We start from the raw sequence: 15,393 nt of genomic DNA on the forward strand, positions 1-15,393 counted from the left end.
AGTTCTCTAAGATATGCGTGCATCTTTTAAATGTGCTGACCGAACAACTACTATCTAGGGATCTGCGAGCTCCAATGGATGTTACGCCTCTATTACGTGGACAACTGAAGTTGGATACCGGAACCCACCTGCTATATCGCGGGTTCAGACAGATAGAATTTCCACGGTATCATTGGAGGCTTACATAAAAATAATCGAATTATTTTTTAGCCTAGGTGTGAAAGCCTAGGTTTTTTCAATAGGAATATTATTTAAAGTTAATTTTTTTATCCGCTTTCATGCTATAATATCTATAGAGAGAAAAAGAAAGTGAGGGATCCTTATGTATAAGAATTACGAACATATATTGACACCTGTGGACGGTTCTGATGAAGCTGAATTAGCCTTCAAAAAAGCGGTAGAAGTTGCCTTACGTAATGACGCAGAATTAATCATTACTCATATCGTTGATACACGCTCGATTCAAACAACTACTGGTTACGAGGGCACCCTATCCGATGAATTAGTCAAACAAGCTAAAGAGTTACTTAATGACTACAAGAAGTATGCATCGGAAAAAGGCGTAAAAGAAATCCAAACCGTCATTGATTATGGTTCACCAAAGGTTCAAATTGCTAAAGAACTTTCTAAAGAATACCATGCTGATTTAATAATGATTGGTGCTACTGGACTTAACGCCGTGGAACGTCTCTTCATCGGTTCTGTTTCAGAATACGTCATCCGTAATGCTAATTGTGATGTCTTAGTGGTAAGAACCGACTTAGACAATGTTAAACATGAAAAAGGCAAAAAAGCATAAAACTAAGACTAGCAGTATATAAAAGGCCTCACTCCTTAAAGTGAGGCTTTTTTAATTGTCTATAAAATCTTTTCTTATAAATATTACTACTTATTACTAATCATTAAGGTATCCATTGAAAGACAATGGCAGCTAGCACACCACCAATGATGGGTCCCACAACGGGTATCCAAGCATATGCCCAATCCGAATCTCCCTTGTGGGGGATTGGTAAAATCGCATGGGCAATTCGAGGTCCTAAATCACGGGCTGGATTAATCGCATAACCCGTTGGTCCTCCTAAGGAAGCCCCGATACTGACAATCAATCCTCCCACTAAGGCAGTAGACAAACCAGGAGCTAAGTCATTTTGAGCAAAGGACATGATTCCAAAAGTTAAAATAAAGGTCCCAATCGCCTCACTGATTAAATTGTTAGCTGGTGCATGAATCTCTGGAGCAGTGGCAAAACTTCCTAATATCATGTCAGGATCTTCAGTAACATTGAAATGATCCCGGTAATGAAGCCATAAAATAACTGCACCTAAAAAAGCACCTAGCATTTGCCCAATAATATAGGCAGGCACTGAGGACCATGGTGTTGAACCTTCAATCGCAAAGGCAATAGTCACTGCTGGATTCAGATGGGCTGGGCTTAAATAACCTGAAGCATAGGCAGCCACCATAACCGCCAAGCCCCAGCCAATTGTTATGGTTAACCAGCCAGCATTATGACCCTTGGTCCGTGCTAAATTGACATTAGCACAAACCCCATCCCCTAAAAGGACCAGAATGAGTGTCCCTAAGAACTCACCGATTACTTCTGTCGCCATCCTACTTCCTCCTCTATCAAATAGTTATCTTATTAACCATTAGCCTTCTTTTTTAAGTCAACGAGATCATTTTTGGCTAGCACTTCTTCTAATTCCTTTTGATAAGCTTGACGACTTTGATCATCCCAGTCAAAGTAATCACTCATGGCTTGAACGACTGGTTCAAGTAAGTGGTCTAAGCGGTCACGCATGAAAAGCATGTAGTTGGTCCGACGTAAAAAGTAATCAACGGGGGTAAGAACCATTTCCTCTTCTAGGGCATAGTAGAGCATGATGGTTTCCGCTAAAGACAAGCCTTCAATCTCTGGTACTTGATCAATTAAGGCATATACCTTAGGCACATTAGATCCGTAAAAAGCAGCTAGATAATAAGCTTCTTCCTTAGATAAACCTCTTTTTACCCCCATTTGAGCATAGGAGGAGAACTCGCCTTCGATATTAGCCGGATTAATTTCTCCACCAGAAACCGGGTAGGTTTTTGAATTGATTAAACGGAAGGATTTATCATATTCTTCTTTGAGGAGCTTAATAATTTTTTCCATAGCCCCGGCAGCCATCTTCCGGTAATCGGTAATTTTTCCACCGGCCAAGGTAATCAGTCCGTTATCATCACGTTCTAGACTTGATCCCCGTGAGACTTGAGAAGGGTCTAGAGTTTCTTCCGATAAGGAACCTTCCAGGTTAGCTACAGTACGTTCCACTTGGCCTCGGGTTTTTTCTTCATTTAAGTACCCCTTAACCACAGCAATTAAATCCTCAAAGCTTTGGTCATTAATTTTACCTGAGTCTCCACCATTATAGTCAGAAGCACTGTTTCCAGCGATTAGGGGTCTTAAACCGGCCCAGGATGACTCAATATCATCGATACTTATCTTAGCCTCAGGAAAGCGGTTGTTGACAGCACCAATGAGATAGTTAACATCTTCTTCTTCTACTTGAGGATGTTTGTAATCGCCTGTGTAGTCAGTATCAGTGGTCCCAAAATAGGTCTTATCTTCCCGTGGGATGACAAAGATCATCCGTCCGTCATCATAACCCGAATCAAAATAAACTGGCTGACTGACCTTTAGACGGCTGGCATCAATAACCAGGTGAATCCCTTTAGTAGGACGCATCATTTCGATACGGTTATCTTCTTCATCGAGATTGCGGGTTTCATCACTCCATGGTCCGGTCGTATTGATGACATAGCGGGCGTGGATATCAAAGCTTTCATTACTTAAGTGATCCAGTGCCTTTACGCCATTGATCTTGCCCTCTTGATCATAGAGATAGCCGATCGCTTCTACTCGACTAGCAACCAGGGCACCATCTTGGTGGGCTCTTTTGATATTTTCAATCACTAAACGGATATCGCTATTGTTAAAGTCTAGATATTGGCCTCCACCTTGTAAGCCTTCTTCTTTTAAACCTGGCACATGTTGGAGAACTTCTTCTTTGGATAGAACGGTATTGGCATAGCTAGAATCGCTCACCCCAGCTAAGGAATCATATAGGTCCATAGCTACTTTCAAGCGAAACATCGTAAAAGTAGCGCCCTCTTCATCATAGATGGGAATAACCATCGGGTCAGGTTTAGGAATGTGAGGGGCAATTTGTTGAACGACTGCCCGTTCACTAACCGTATCGGCAACCACTTCCACATCAAAGTTTTTTAAATAGCGGATACCACCGTGGACTAGCTTGGTGGACCGACTACTGGTGCCTTCCGCAAAATCTTGCATTTCGATTAAACCGGTTTCTAAACCACTCGCTGCTGCTTGCAAGGCTACCCCTGCTCCAGTAATTCCGCCGCCAATGACCAATAAGTCTAGGGTACGTTCTTGTAATTTGGTCAGAGCTTGTTGTCTATTTTTAACAGAAAATGTCATCTGATAATACCTCCATCATAAGCTTTATTCTCTTTCTTCTTCATCTGCTGTAAAGACGCGGGTGGCTTTCACTGCCTGTTTCCAACCACGATAAAGTTGTTCTTTATGGGCATTATTCATTGAAGGGGTAAAGTTTTGTCCAGTACTTTGTAAACTCTTCAATTCATCAGTATCTTTCCAAAAGTCTACTGCTAAGCCAGCTAAATATGCAGCACCTAAGGCAGTAGTTTCTAGGTTTTTGGCCCGAGCAATTTCAATACCTAGAATATCCGCTTGGAATTGCATGAGATAATCGTTCATAGCAGCTCCGCCATCGACCTTTAATAGGTTAATATCAATGCCTGTATCTAGTTCCATGGTATCGATAATATCCCGAGTCTGATAGGCTAAAGACTGCAAAGTCGCCTTAACAAAGTCATTGCGGTTCGTTCCCCGGGTAAGGCCAAATACAGCTCCCCGTGCCCTGGAATCCCAGTGAGGGGCTCCGAGTCCTGTAAAGGCAGGAACCACATAAACCTCATCATCATCTTTAGATTGTTTAGCCAGATCTTCTGACTGAGGAGAGTCCTCAATCAAACCCATCTGGTCTCTGAGCCATTGGATCGCTGACCCGGCCACAAAAATCGACCCTTCTAGGGCATAAGTGACTTCTCCATTCAACCCGTAGGCAATAGTAGTCAAAAGATTGTTCTCTGAGACTTGAAAATCAGTCCCCATATTCATGATGATAAAGGCGCCAGTGCCGTAGGTGTTTTTCACCATACCTGGCTCTAAGGCAAGTTGGCCAAACAAGGCAGCCTGTTGGTCCCCTGCCATTCCAGAAATCGGAACCTCCGCACCATAAAAGTGAAAAGGGATGGTTTTGCCGTAAACTTCTGAATTGGATTTGACTTCAGGCAGGAGTTCAATCGGAATATTTAATAAGTCTAAGATTTCCTGGTCCCATTCTAAATCCTTCACGTTAAATAACATGGTCCGACTGGCATTAGAATAGTCTGTCACATGGACGGCACCATCAGTTAACTTCCAAACAATCCAAGTGTCAATGGTTCCAAAGAGTAATTCTCCATTTTCTGCTCGCTCTTGAGCGCCATCGACTTGGTCTAAGATCCAACGAATTTTAGTCGCTGAAAAATATGGGTCAACCACCAAACCTGTTTTCTCTTGAATCATGTCTTTATGGCCATCAGCTATGAGTTGGTCAGCTATACTACTGGTTTGACGCGATTGCCAGACAATGGCGTTGTAAATAGGACGCCCAGTTTCCTTGTCCCAAATCACCGTCGTTTCCCGTTGATTGGTTATCCCAATCCCTTTGATTTGACGCGGCTTAATTCCCGTCTCAATAAAGGCACCGGCAATGACTGACTGGACAGAGTTCCAAATTTGATTGGCATTGTGTTCTACCCAACCAGGCTTAGGAAAGATTTGGTCAAATTCCTTTTGATAGGACCCAACACTTTCCCCTTGGTGATTATAAATCACGGCTCGAGTACTTGTTGTTCCCTGGTCTATTGCTAAAATGTATTCTTCCATTTCACAGCCTCCTTTTAGCTGAAAACACCAACTAAGGTCATTATAGTGAAAGCGATTACATTTTGTACAGTAAATTGTTTTTATCACTGGAATTTTTCTTATGAAAGCTCAATAAAGGCAAATTTTAAAAACAATAATGTTTTTTGTTCAGGAGACATTAAAAAAGCAAGCAGCCCTAGCCACTTGCTTGAAGTCATTTTGCTTATTTAATATTTCCTAAACGCACCGTATCACGAACGATCATTAATTCTTCATCTGTTGGAATGACAAAGACTTTTACTTTAGAATCATCGGTTGAAATTAAGCCTTCTTCAACCGATTCGTTACGTTCCTTGTCTAATTCAATACCTAGTCTATCAGTATTTTCTAGGACTGCTTGACGGAATTCTGGAGAATTTTCCCCCACACCAGCTGTAAAGACAATGGCATCCGCTCCATTTAATTCGAATAAGTAGGAACCGATGTAACGTTTAACTGCATTGACATAAACCTCTAAGGCAATTTTTGCCCGTTCATTACCTTGGTCAGCAGCTGCTTCAACGTCGCGCATGTCAGAAGATACCCCTGATATGCCTAATAAACCAGATTTATTATTAAGAACGGCAAGCATTTCTTCCATGCTTAAATTTTCTTTACGCATAACAAATTCCAGTAAAGAAGGGTCTACATCACCTGAACGGGTTCCCATAACAACCCCTGCTACTGGAGTGAAGCCCATGGAGGTGTCTATAGACTTGCCGCCTTGAACAGCGGTAATTGAAGCTCCATTACCAATGTGGCAGGTAATGATGTTAACTTCTTCAACGGATTTGTTCATTAATTCTGCAGCACGTTGGGAAACGTATTTATGTGAGGTTCCGTGAGCCCCGTAACGGCGAGCGCCATATTTTTCATAGTATTCATAAGGAGTTCCATAAAGATATGCTTTTTCAGGCATAGTTGTATGGAATGAAGTATCAAAGGCAGCCACAGCCGGTTTGCCAGGAAGTAATTCTTGGAAGGCACGAATGACTTGCGCTTCAGCGGGATTATGCAAGGGGGCATATTCACTAAGGTCTTCGATCGTTTTAAGGCCTTCTTCATCAATCAGTGCTGATTCCTTGAATCTTTCACCACCGGCTACAACACGGTGACCGGTACCAGCAATCTCATCGTAATCTTCAATGATATTCAAGCTTTCTAACTTATCTAATAAAGTTTTAGTTGCTTGGTCATGATCCATCACGTCTTTAACGTCTTGATGTTTTTCACCATTATATTTAATGGTAATGTTAGAATCACCTAGACCAATACGGTCAATCACACCAGAAGCAACAACTTCTTCACTAGGTATTTCATAAATTGAGAATTTTAAACTGGATGATCCAGCATTTAAAGCAAATACTTTAGACATATATGAACTCCTTTTTTAGATATTTTACACAAGCTTATTTTATCATAAAATAGGCGCTTACATTGCTATAAATACAGGAATTGCCCTAGTAAATATCTCCTAGAACAATAGCTAATCACTTATAGCAGATTAGCCTAAATTATAGGAAAAATAGCTTTCCTACACGTTTACTATAACGATTAGGCCTGAAATTGGCAAATAAGTCCGCCTGAAAATAAAGGAAATTTTGCCTAGATGGTAATCGCTCAATCTCTAGCAAGCAGGCAGCCTCTATAGCTTAAGTGAGCAAGCTCTTGCTAAAGTATTTTGTCATTATTCTGAGAAAATAATAATAAAAAATTTAAATAAACTTGTAAAAACTTCTGCAAACGGTTACATTATAAGTGTAGGTTAACCATTTTAGATAATATATAGCTATATTATTCACAAATTCATGATAGGAGGAATTGTATGTCAGAAATTCATGATGCTAAAATTATTCTAATCGGTGATGGTTCTGTCGGCTCAGCTTTTGCTTACCACAATGTCATTACTGGTGTTGGCCGTGAACTAGGTATCATCGATATCAATCAGGACAAGGTCTATGGTGATGTTCTTGATTTGGAAGACGCTACACCTTTCTCTCCGCGTAAACACATCTTCCAAGCGACTTACGAAGACTGTAAGGACGCCGATATTGTTGTCTTTACTGCTGGTATTCCTCAAAAACCTGGTGGAGAAACCCGTCTTGACTTAGTTGACAAGAACTTACCTATCTTTAAAGACATGGTCGGTCAAGTGGTTGACTCTGGTTTTGATGGCATTTTTGTAGTTGCTTCCAATCCAGTTGATATCTTAACTTATGCCACTTGGAAATTCTCTGGTTTCCCAAGTGAAAAAGTAATCGGGACTGGCACCTCACTCGATAGTGCCCGCTTTAGAGTTGAAATTGCCAAGGCCCTAGATGTCGATCCTCGTGATGTGACTGCTTATATCCTCGGTGAGCATGGGGATACAGAATTTGGTGCTTGGTCTCACGTTCTTGTTGGTGGCCAACCCATTGAGAAATTTGCTACCAGCGATAACCGCCTTGACCAACAAGCCCGACAAGATGAAATCACCGACTATGTAAGAAATAAGGCCTATGACATTATTAACGGTAAAGGAGCTACCTATTATGGGATTGGTAGTTGTATCAACCGTATCTGTCGGGCTATTTTGAATAATGAACGAGCTACCCTACCCGTTTCAGCCCTGCTTGAAGATAACTACCAACAAGACGACATCTATATTGGTACGCCTGCGATTATAGGTAGTCAAGGGATTGAACAAGTGATTGAATTAGAATTAACCGAACGTGAACAAGGTTTTATGGATAATTCAGCCAACGCGATGCGTAAGATTATCGAAGATTCCTTTGCAAAATTAGAAGATAAGTAGTGACTCACAAAGCAGTTAAAAAGAGCGCTGGGTTTTCCCAACGCTCTTTTTTAGCGATCGATGAGACTTATGGGCCCTCGACATTTCCCACAAGCGTATTTTTTTATATTCATCCTTCGCTGACGATAATATTTTTGACCGCAGCGCTTACAACCATAAATATATCTGGGAATACTATCCCCTAAAGCTGGCGTAAAGCGTAAGCCATCAACTGATTTAAGTAAGTCTTTAAAGGCCTTATCTTTATGCTGGTAAGGCTGTCCCCTATGAAATAAATAGTAATGACAAAGCTCATGCTTAATGATTCCTATTAAAGTATCTTTTCCTAAAATTTCTAAGACTTTGGGATTGAATTCTAAACGATCTTGACGGGGAATGAACCGTCCTCCTGTCGTGCGCAAGCGCGGATTCCAAGTCACCTGTCCCTGAAAGGAAAAAGCAAAATTTTGGGCCGCAATTTCTCTAACTAAGTGTTCTAAGTCTTGCTCTTTCATTTTACTTTCCTTTCTAAAGGCCCTCGACTTAAAAGAAATTTCTTGATGCCTCTCATTCTAGAAAGAAATATCTCAAACCCTCAACACCTTATTGAGGAGCTAACATTGTTAAGCCAATGCGCCCTTTTTGAACGTCTACAGAATCCACCCAGACGTCAACGATATCTCCAACCGAAACGACTGACTGAGGGTCTTTGACAAAATGATGACTCATTTTTGAAATATGGACCAAGCCATCTTGCTTAACCCCTATATCAACAAAGGCACCAAAATCGACGACATTGCGAACCGTCCCTTGTAAGGCCATGCCTGGCTTGAGATCTTCCAGTTGGACGACATCCTGGCGCAGCACTGGGCCCGCCACTTGACTACGGGGGTCACGCCCTGGGACTAAGAGCGCTTTTTGGATGTCTTTTAGGGTTTCTCGGCCAATGTCATATTGTTGACAGAGACGGTTAATATTCCAATTTTTAATTTTTAAGTGGATGTCATCATCTCTAATAGTATTCGGATCAATGTTATCAGCAGCTAAGATGGCTTCAGTTACGGGGTAAGACTCAGGGTGGATCCCGGTATTATCGAGGATATTCTTTCCGTCTGCAATACGTAAAAAGCCCGCCGCTTGTTCAAAGGCTTTTGGTCCCAAACGCGGAACATCATGTAGGTCCTTACGGGATTCAAATTTCCCATTTTCATTCCGAAAAGTCACGATATTCTTAGCAACTGTCTTGGTGAGACCAGCCACATGACTTAAGAGTGAGGCTGAAGCGGTATTTAGCTCCACACCAACCCGGTTTACCACTAATTCAACGGTAAAATCTAATTGGTCATTTAATTTTGTCTGGTTCACGTCATGTTGGTACTGACCCACACCGATTGCTTTAGGGTCAATTTTTACCAATTCTGCCAGAGGATCCTGCAAACGACGACCAATACTTACTGCTGAGCGTTCTTCTACTTGATAATCAGGAAATTCTTTACGGGCAATTTCACTAGCTGAGTAGACTGAGGCACCACTTTCGCTAACTATGGTATAGCGACAACTTAACTGCTTATCTTGGATCATTTGGGCGACAAATTCTTCCGATTCCCGGCTGGCTGTCCCATTACCAATCGCAATAATACCAATTTGATATTTTTCAATCAAGTCTGTGACCGTCTTTGCAGCAGCCTCTTTTTTATTATGAGGCGGAGTAGGATAAACCACGGTTTTGTCTAAAACCTGACCAGTTTCATCTAAGACGGCTAGCTTGCAGCCCGTACGATAGGCTGGGTCCCATCCCAGGACTACTTGCCCCTTTAAAGGCTGTTGCATCAATAGGTTTTTCAAGTTTTCACTAAAATTATCAATGGCATGGTCTTCCGCTGCTTCTGTGACTTGAGTCCGAATGGCCCGAAAGGCTTGTGGCAAAAGAAAACGATCCAAACTATCTTCGATAGCCTTTTCTAGCAGCGGGGCAGCGATCGAATCTTTAACAATTAAATCAGCACTGAATGCTTGTATCAAAGGCTCGGTCTTAATATCTAAAGAAACGCTGACCACCTTTTCTTTTTCGGCCCGGTTAATGGCTAGGACCTGGTAGGATTTGAGCTCACTTAGCGGGGCAGCAAAGTCATAATAAATCGCGTAGGTTTCTTTTTCATCTTCAGCTTGGGACCGCTTTTTACTAGCTAAATAGCCTTTTTCCCAGACATATTGCCGGCTATGGGAACGATACTTAGCCACTTCACTAATCCATTCACACAAGATTTCGTGGGCTCCGGCTAGGGCTGCTTGACCAGATTCTACCTGATCATTGATATATTTTTCAGCTTCTTCTTCAATTGATCCAGAAAGTGGGTTTGTCCTCAACCAGTCCGCTAGGGGCTCTAAACCCTGCTCTTTTGCCTTAGTCGCCTTAGTCCGCCGTTTCTTCTTATAAGGGGCATATAAGTCTTCCAAGGCCTGCAATTGGTCGGCTTCAAGAATCTCTTTCCTTAAAGCATCAGTTAATTTGCCCTGGTCATCGATGGCTTTAATAATAGTCTCTTTACGTTCCTCTAAATGTTCTTGGTATTCATAGGCCTCCTGAATCGATTGAATGGCTACTTCATCTAAGGAGCCAGTTCTTTCTTTACGGTAACGGGCAATAAAGGGTACCGTATTTCCCTCATTAAGCATCGTAATTACATTTTCAATTTGATAGCTTTTATAATCAGGCAGTTCTTGCTGCAAGTTTTCGATTAATTGATTAGTCATTATGCTCCCCCTTTTCAACCTATTTACTATAACTTGACTTGCCCTTCTTGTCCATGGCTTTTATCAGCTCTAACGATCACTGAGCGATCAGGTCCAATCATTCAAAACTTTCCCTAGAGCTGGCAATTGAAATAAAGGCTCCTTTAGCTTATAATAATTGCATAGCTTAGTGTAAAAGCACATAAGGGAGTAACCAGCAGTTCGCTGCGATAGTATCAACAACAGTAATCAAGCAGAGGCCCTGCTGGTGCTATCTTAAATGGTGAGACTTATGCTACAGAAATGTAGTATAAGTCTTTTTTACTACTATGATAAATATTATATTGGAGGAGTGAATTTAATGGTAGAAACTCGTGATAAGAGTAATTTCTTTGTTCAAGAAGTTGACCAAGTAGAAAATACTCTACAAACCTCACGGCAAAGTGGGCTGAGCTCATCAGAAGCAAAATCCCGCTTAGAAAAAAATGGTCCTAATGAGATTCAGGAAGGGGAAAACCGGACCACCCTACAAAAATTCTTTGATCAATTCAAAGATGCCATGATTATTATCCTTTTAATTGCAGCAGCCCTATCTGTTGTGCTTGAAGGTGTTGAAGGCATGGTGGACGCTGTTATTATTTTAGCAGTGGTATTGATCAACGCCGTCTTGGGAGTTATCCAAGAAAATAAGGCGGAAGATGCAATTGCTTCCTTAAAGGATATGTCATCCCCCCAAGCCCATGTTATTCGTGATGGCGACTCGATCAAGATTGACTCACGCGAAATCGTTGTAGGTGATATTGTCGTCTTAGAAGCTGGCGATGTCGTTCCTGCAGACCTGCGCTTAACTGAAGTCAATTCCTTACAAATTGAAGAAGCTGCCCTAACTGGTGAATCAGTACCGGTAACTAAATCCCTAGAAACCGTTCCGGAAGATGCTGCTTTAGGTGACCGGTTGAACATGGCTTTCTCATCAACGAATGTAACCTATGGTCGTGGTCAAGGGATTGTGGTGGCGACTGCTATGGATACCGAAGTGGGCCATATCGCAACCATGATTGAAGAATCTGACGAAAAATTAACTCCACTTAAAGAAGATATGAATGACCTGACCAAGTTCTTAACTTGGGCCATTGTTATTATCGCTGTCTTAATTTTCGTGATTGGCCTCTTCATGGAAACTTATGACTGGGTTGAAATGCTACTGGTTTCAATCTCCATTGCTGTTGCTGCCCTACCTGAAGGCTTGCCAGCAATATCAACCATTATTTTAGCCTTAGGTACCCAAAAAATGGCTGACCGCAATGCCCTAGTAAGAAAACTTCCAGCAGTGGAAACCTTAGGGGGAACCGAAGTTATCTGTTCCGATAAAACCGGTACCTTAACCCAAAACAAGATGACCATCGAAAAAGTATACTATAATGGTGAACTCCATGATGCTTCTGACCAAATTGATTTCAAGGAACCAGTCTTTAAGGTGATGGTCATGGATAATGACTCCACCCTAACCAACAATGGCGATCTTTCTGGTGACCCAACCGAAACCGCTATGATTCAATTTGCCCTCGATAAAGATTTTGATGTCAAAGCATTACTAAATGAACAACCCCGGGTTGGTGAAATTCCATTCGATTCAGAACGGAAAATGTCAACTACCGTACATCCAACTGCACCTGACCACCAAGATAGAGGTCAATTTACAGTGATGACAAAAGGAGCTCCTGATGTCTTGATTGCTAACTGTGATTATTACTATGACAATGGCGAAATTAAAGAAATGACGGAAGACTACCGTCAAAAACTCTTAGACGCTAATGACGGTATGGCTCGTCAAGCACTACGGGTTTTAGCCATGGCCTTTAAGTTCTTAGACCAAGAAGCTGATAAATATACTAGCGAAGAGCATGAACGTGGCTTGATTTATGCTGGTATGGTCGGAGAAATTGACCCTGAACGTCCAGAAGCCAAAGCTTCAATCGCTACTGCTAAGGATGCAGGTATCCGGACCGTAATGATTACCGGTGACCACCAAATTACAGCTGCAGCCATTGCCGAACGTTTAGGAATTATTGACGACAGCAATGATGAGAGTGCTGTAACTACCGGAGCTTACTTAGATACCATCTCTGATGAAGAGTTAGCCGATAAGGTCGAACAATTCTCTGTTTACGCCCGGGTAGCTCCTGAACATAAGGTACGTATTGTTAAAGCCTGGCAATCAAAAACCCATAATAAAGTCGTTGCCATGACCGGTGACGGGGTTAACGATGCGCCATCCTTAAAACAAGCCGATATCGGTATTGGTATGGGGATTACAGGGACTGAAGTGTCTAAAGGGGCTTCGGACATGGTCCTTGCTGATGATAACTTTGCTACCATTGTTACCGCTGTTGAAGAAGGACGTAAGGTCTTTGCTAATATTCAAAAAGCGGTTCAATTCCTCTTATCAGCCAACTTAGGAGAAGTGATGACTCTCTTCATCGCTACTATCCTAGGCTGGCAAATTCTAGAACCAATCCACATCTTATGGATTAACCTAGTGACTGATACCTTCCCAGCCATTGCCCTAGGTCTTGAAGGACCAGAAGCTGACGTCATGGAACATAAGCCAAGAGGACGTAAGACTAACCTCTTATCTGGTGGTGTCTTACCGGCTATTATCTACCAAGGGATTTACGAAGGTGGGATTACCCTCTTTGTCTTCTGGCTAGCTAACTATCGTCTGGGCTTTGAATTAGCCGACGCAGAAGCTATGGCATTCTTAACCCTATCATTCATCCAATTAGCCCATGCCTATAACAGTCGTTCCGTTCACAAATCACTATTCCAAAGCAATCCTTTTGCTAATAAGTGGTTAAACATTGCGACGATTGCATCGGCTGCCCTCCTACTGATTACTGTCTTTGTTCCTGGCTTAAATGACGCCTTCGGAACCGTGCATTTGGTTGGTGACCCTAATGCGCCAATGATGTGGACAGTAGTCATTCTCGCTTCACTTTCCATTATTGTTTACGTAGAAATTGTGAAATTCATTCTACGTTCCACTGGACTAGCAGAGAATTGGGAAGAGAATAAAAAAACAATAAACTAACTATTACAAGTGACTAATAAAAACGAGGCTATGATTTTAAACAATCGCAAGCCTCGTTTTTTCTTTAACTCTTAATAATAAGCAAATGTTTCGAACTATAATTTATCGATTAAATACATTTTTTGTATTATTTCAGCCTCTATGATAGCTGACTTTGGGTTTTTAACAGAATCATGAGCATTTCATTTAGCCCATGGAATAATTAGGTATAGACTGAACTTGTAGGTAAAATTTTTACGTCAGTGTAAGTTTGTTTTACTTAAAAAGTTAATCAGCTGTTAATCGCTGATAAAAAATGGAGGTATATCAATGAAATACGCTATTGTTGGTACATCGCATGCTGGTTATGAAGCCGCTCAAACGATTCTTGAAGCGCAACCAGATGCAGAAATTAATTTATATGAAGCAGGTTCAACCGCTTCCTTCCTATCTTGTGGGATTCAATCCTACTTAGAAGGTGAATCTGAATCATTAGATGACTTACATTACGCTAATGAAGCTTCATACAAGGAACAAGGCATAAATATTATGGTTAATACCGAAGTCGTTTCCTTTGACGGCGACGCTAAGACGGTTACCGTTAAAACCCCAGAAGGTGAACGGACAGATGACTATGACAAGTTAATCCTCTCTCCTGGTGCCATTCCAACACCTCTACCTGTTGACGGCGTTGACGCTGAAAATGTCTTCTATCTCCGTGGTCGTGACTGGGCACAAAAAGTTCATGACCGTATGAAAGACGCTAAGAAAGTCGTCGTTGTCGGTGGTGGTTACATTGGGATTGAAGCGGCTGAAGCTTATGCCCTAGCAGGAATTGACACCACAGTCATTGACTTCCAAGACCGTATCTTACCCACCTACTTAGATGAAGAATTTACCGATATCTTAACTAAGAATGCAGAATCTCACGGTTTAACTTTCCATGGTGGTGAAGGAGTTCAATCCTTCGAAACTAAAGATGGCAAAGTCAGCGCTGTCGTTACTGATAAGAATACTTATGAAGCAGACACCGTGATTGTTTCTATCGGTATCAAACCAAACACCAAATGGTTAGAAGGTCTAGTTGATATGGACCAAAAAGGCTTTATCGAAGTTAATGAAAAACATGAAACTTCAGTAAAAGATGTTTACGCTGCAGGAGATGCTACCCTAGTACCATTTAGCCCAACAGGCAAAAAGGTATCTTACGCTTTAGCTTCTACCGCTCGTCGCCAAGGCATTGTCGCAGCTAAAAATGCCTTAGGTGAAGAAGCAACGATTCGTCCAGTATCAGGGACTTCTGGTCTTCACTTATTTGACTATGAATTCTCTACTTCAGGAATCAAAGATTCTAATGCTGACTGGTATGATGGTGAAGTGGACAGTAAGTATGTCACCGCCCGCTTACGCCCAACCTTCTTTACCGAATTAAATGACGACAATAACACCGTCTACATGCAAATCAACTTTGACAAAGACTCTCATGTTGTGCTTGGTGCCCAATTCATGTCAAAAGGCAGTGTGGGCGAATTAGGTAACATTATGTCAGTTGCCATTGACCACAAGATGACTTTAGAAGATCTTCAAGCACAAGACTTCTTCTTCCAACCAGAATTTGATGGCCCATGGCATCCAATTAACGTCTTAGCTATGCAAGCTTTAGGACGTACCTACGGATCCGATAAAATGTTATTTATGTAATTTAAGTAGTTCTAATTAAATTGAAAGGCAGGGTTTCAAGGCCCTGCCTTCTTATGTGTTCCAAGCGTTCGCTCCAAAAAA

10 protein-coding genes and 1 other RNA gene are annotated in these 15,393 nt (G+C 41.7%); 5 read left to right on the top strand and 6 right to left on the bottom strand.

What is annotated here, in order from left to right; all coding sequences use genetic code 11:
- Nucleotides 1-183: non-coding RNA, 6S RNA (ssrS, locus tag CJ190_RS05115), on the top strand.
- Nucleotides 184-322: 139 nt separating this feature from the next.
- Nucleotides 323-799, top strand: coding sequence for a universal stress protein (locus tag CJ190_RS05120; RefSeq protein ID WP_013669804.1), 477 nt, complete (start codon nt 323-325; stop codon nt 797-799).
- 103 nt (nt 800-902) lie between these two features.
- Here the strand turns inward: CJ190_RS05120 and CJ190_RS05125 are convergent, their stop codons facing one another.
- The 4 genes from CJ190_RS05125 to CJ190_RS05140 form a co-directional block, all read right to left on the bottom strand.
- Entirely contained in the window at nt 903-1,610 is a 708-nt protein-coding gene (locus CJ190_RS05125; protein WP_064292819.1) for an MIP/aquaporin family protein, read from the bottom strand.
- Between the two features lie 32 nt (nt 1,611-1,642).
- Nucleotides 1,643-3,481: a type 1 glycerol-3-phosphate oxidase gene (gene glpO, locus CJ190_RS05130; RefSeq protein ID WP_064292818.1), complete on the bottom strand. Its 1,839-nt coding sequence runs from the start codon at nt 3,479-3,481 to the stop codon at nt 1,643-1,645.
- A 24-nt stretch (nt 3,482-3,505) separates the two neighbouring features.
- A complete protein-coding gene (gene glpK / locus CJ190_RS05135) occupies nt 3,506-5,017 on the bottom strand; it encodes a glycerol kinase GlpK (RefSeq protein ID WP_064292817.1) in 1,512 nt (503 codons plus the stop codon).
- Nucleotides 5,018-5,219: 202 nt separating this feature from the next.
- A complete protein-coding gene (locus CJ190_RS05140; protein ID WP_070597902.1) occupies nt 5,220-6,410 on the bottom strand; it encodes an acetate/propionate family kinase in 1,191 nt (396 codons plus the stop codon).
- A gap of 450 nt (nt 6,411-6,860) precedes the next feature.
- On the opposite strand from CJ190_RS05140, the gene CJ190_RS05145 reads away from it, so the two are divergent.
- On the top strand, nt 6,861-7,829 hold the full coding sequence (locus CJ190_RS05145) for an L-lactate dehydrogenase (protein ID WP_082888642.1): 969 nt from the start codon (nt 6,861-6,863) through the stop codon (nt 7,827-7,829).
- 50 nt (nt 7,830-7,879) lie between these two features.
- On the opposite strand, the gene CJ190_RS05150 is transcribed toward CJ190_RS05145, so the two are convergent.
- Complete coding sequence (locus tag CJ190_RS05150; RefSeq protein WP_064292815.1) at nt 7,880-8,323, bottom strand: SprT family protein; 444 nt, start codon at nt 8,321-8,323, stop codon at nt 7,880-7,882.
- Between the two features lie 88 nt (nt 8,324-8,411).
- The gene (locus tag CJ190_RS05155) at nt 8,412-10,562 is read right to left on the bottom strand and encodes a Tex family protein (protein WP_064292814.1); all 2,151 of its coding nucleotides are present in this window, start codon (nt 10,560-10,562) and stop codon (nt 8,412-8,414) included.
- A 340-nt stretch (nt 10,563-10,902) separates the two neighbouring features.
- On the opposite strand from CJ190_RS05155, the gene CJ190_RS05160 reads away from it, so the two are divergent.
- Together CJ190_RS05160 and CJ190_RS05165 are read left to right on the top strand one after the other, a co-directional pair.
- Nucleotides 10,903-13,632, top strand: coding sequence for a cation-translocating P-type ATPase (locus CJ190_RS05160; RefSeq protein ID WP_064292813.1), 2,730 nt, complete (start codon nt 10,903-10,905; stop codon nt 13,630-13,632).
- A 309-nt stretch (nt 13,633-13,941) separates the two neighbouring features.
- Complete coding sequence (locus CJ190_RS05165) at nt 13,942-15,312, top strand: FAD-dependent oxidoreductase (RefSeq protein ID WP_064292812.1); 1,371 nt, start codon at nt 13,942-13,944, stop codon at nt 15,310-15,312.
- The last annotated feature ends 81 nt before the right edge of the window (nt 15,313-15,393 follow it).

This window comes from Aerococcus loyolae (assembly GCF_002871915.2).
Taxonomy (GTDB): domain Bacteria; phylum Bacillota; class Bacilli; order Lactobacillales; family Aerococcaceae; genus Aerococcus; species Aerococcus loyolae.

Bases quoted from the DNA above. Each gene is read 5' to 3' on its own strand.
- CJ190_RS05120 (WP_013669804.1), top strand. From the start codon at position 323: ATGTATAAGAATTACGAACATATATTGACACCTGTGGACGGTTCTGAT.
- CJ190_RS05125 (WP_064292819.1), bottom strand. From the start codon at position 1,610: ATGGCGACAGAAGTAATCGGTGAGTTCTTAGGGACACTCATTCTGGTC.
- glpO (WP_064292818.1), bottom strand. From the start codon at position 3,481: ATGACATTTTCTGTTAAAAATAGACAACAAGCTCTGACCAAATTACAA.
- glpK (WP_064292817.1), bottom strand. From the start codon at position 5,017: ATGGAAGAATACATTTTAGCAATAGACCAGGGAACAACAAGTACTCGA.
- CJ190_RS05140 (WP_070597902.1), bottom strand. From the start codon at position 6,410: ATGTCTAAAGTATTTGCTTTAAATGCTGGATCATCCAGTTTAAAATTC.
- CJ190_RS05145 (WP_082888642.1), top strand. From the start codon at position 6,861: ATGTCAGAAATTCATGATGCTAAAATTATTCTAATCGGTGATGGTTCT.
- CJ190_RS05150 (WP_064292815.1), bottom strand. From the start codon at position 8,323: ATGAAAGAGCAAGACTTAGAACACTTAGTTAGAGAAATTGCGGCCCAA.
- CJ190_RS05155 (WP_064292814.1), bottom strand. From the start codon at position 10,562: ATGACTAATCAATTAATCGAAAACTTGCAGCAAGAACTGCCTGATTAT.
- CJ190_RS05160 (WP_064292813.1), top strand. From the start codon at position 10,903: ATGGTAGAAACTCGTGATAAGAGTAATTTCTTTGTTCAAGAAGTTGAC.
- CJ190_RS05165 (WP_064292812.1), top strand. From the start codon at position 13,942: ATGAAATACGCTATTGTTGGTACATCGCATGCTGGTTATGAAGCCGCT.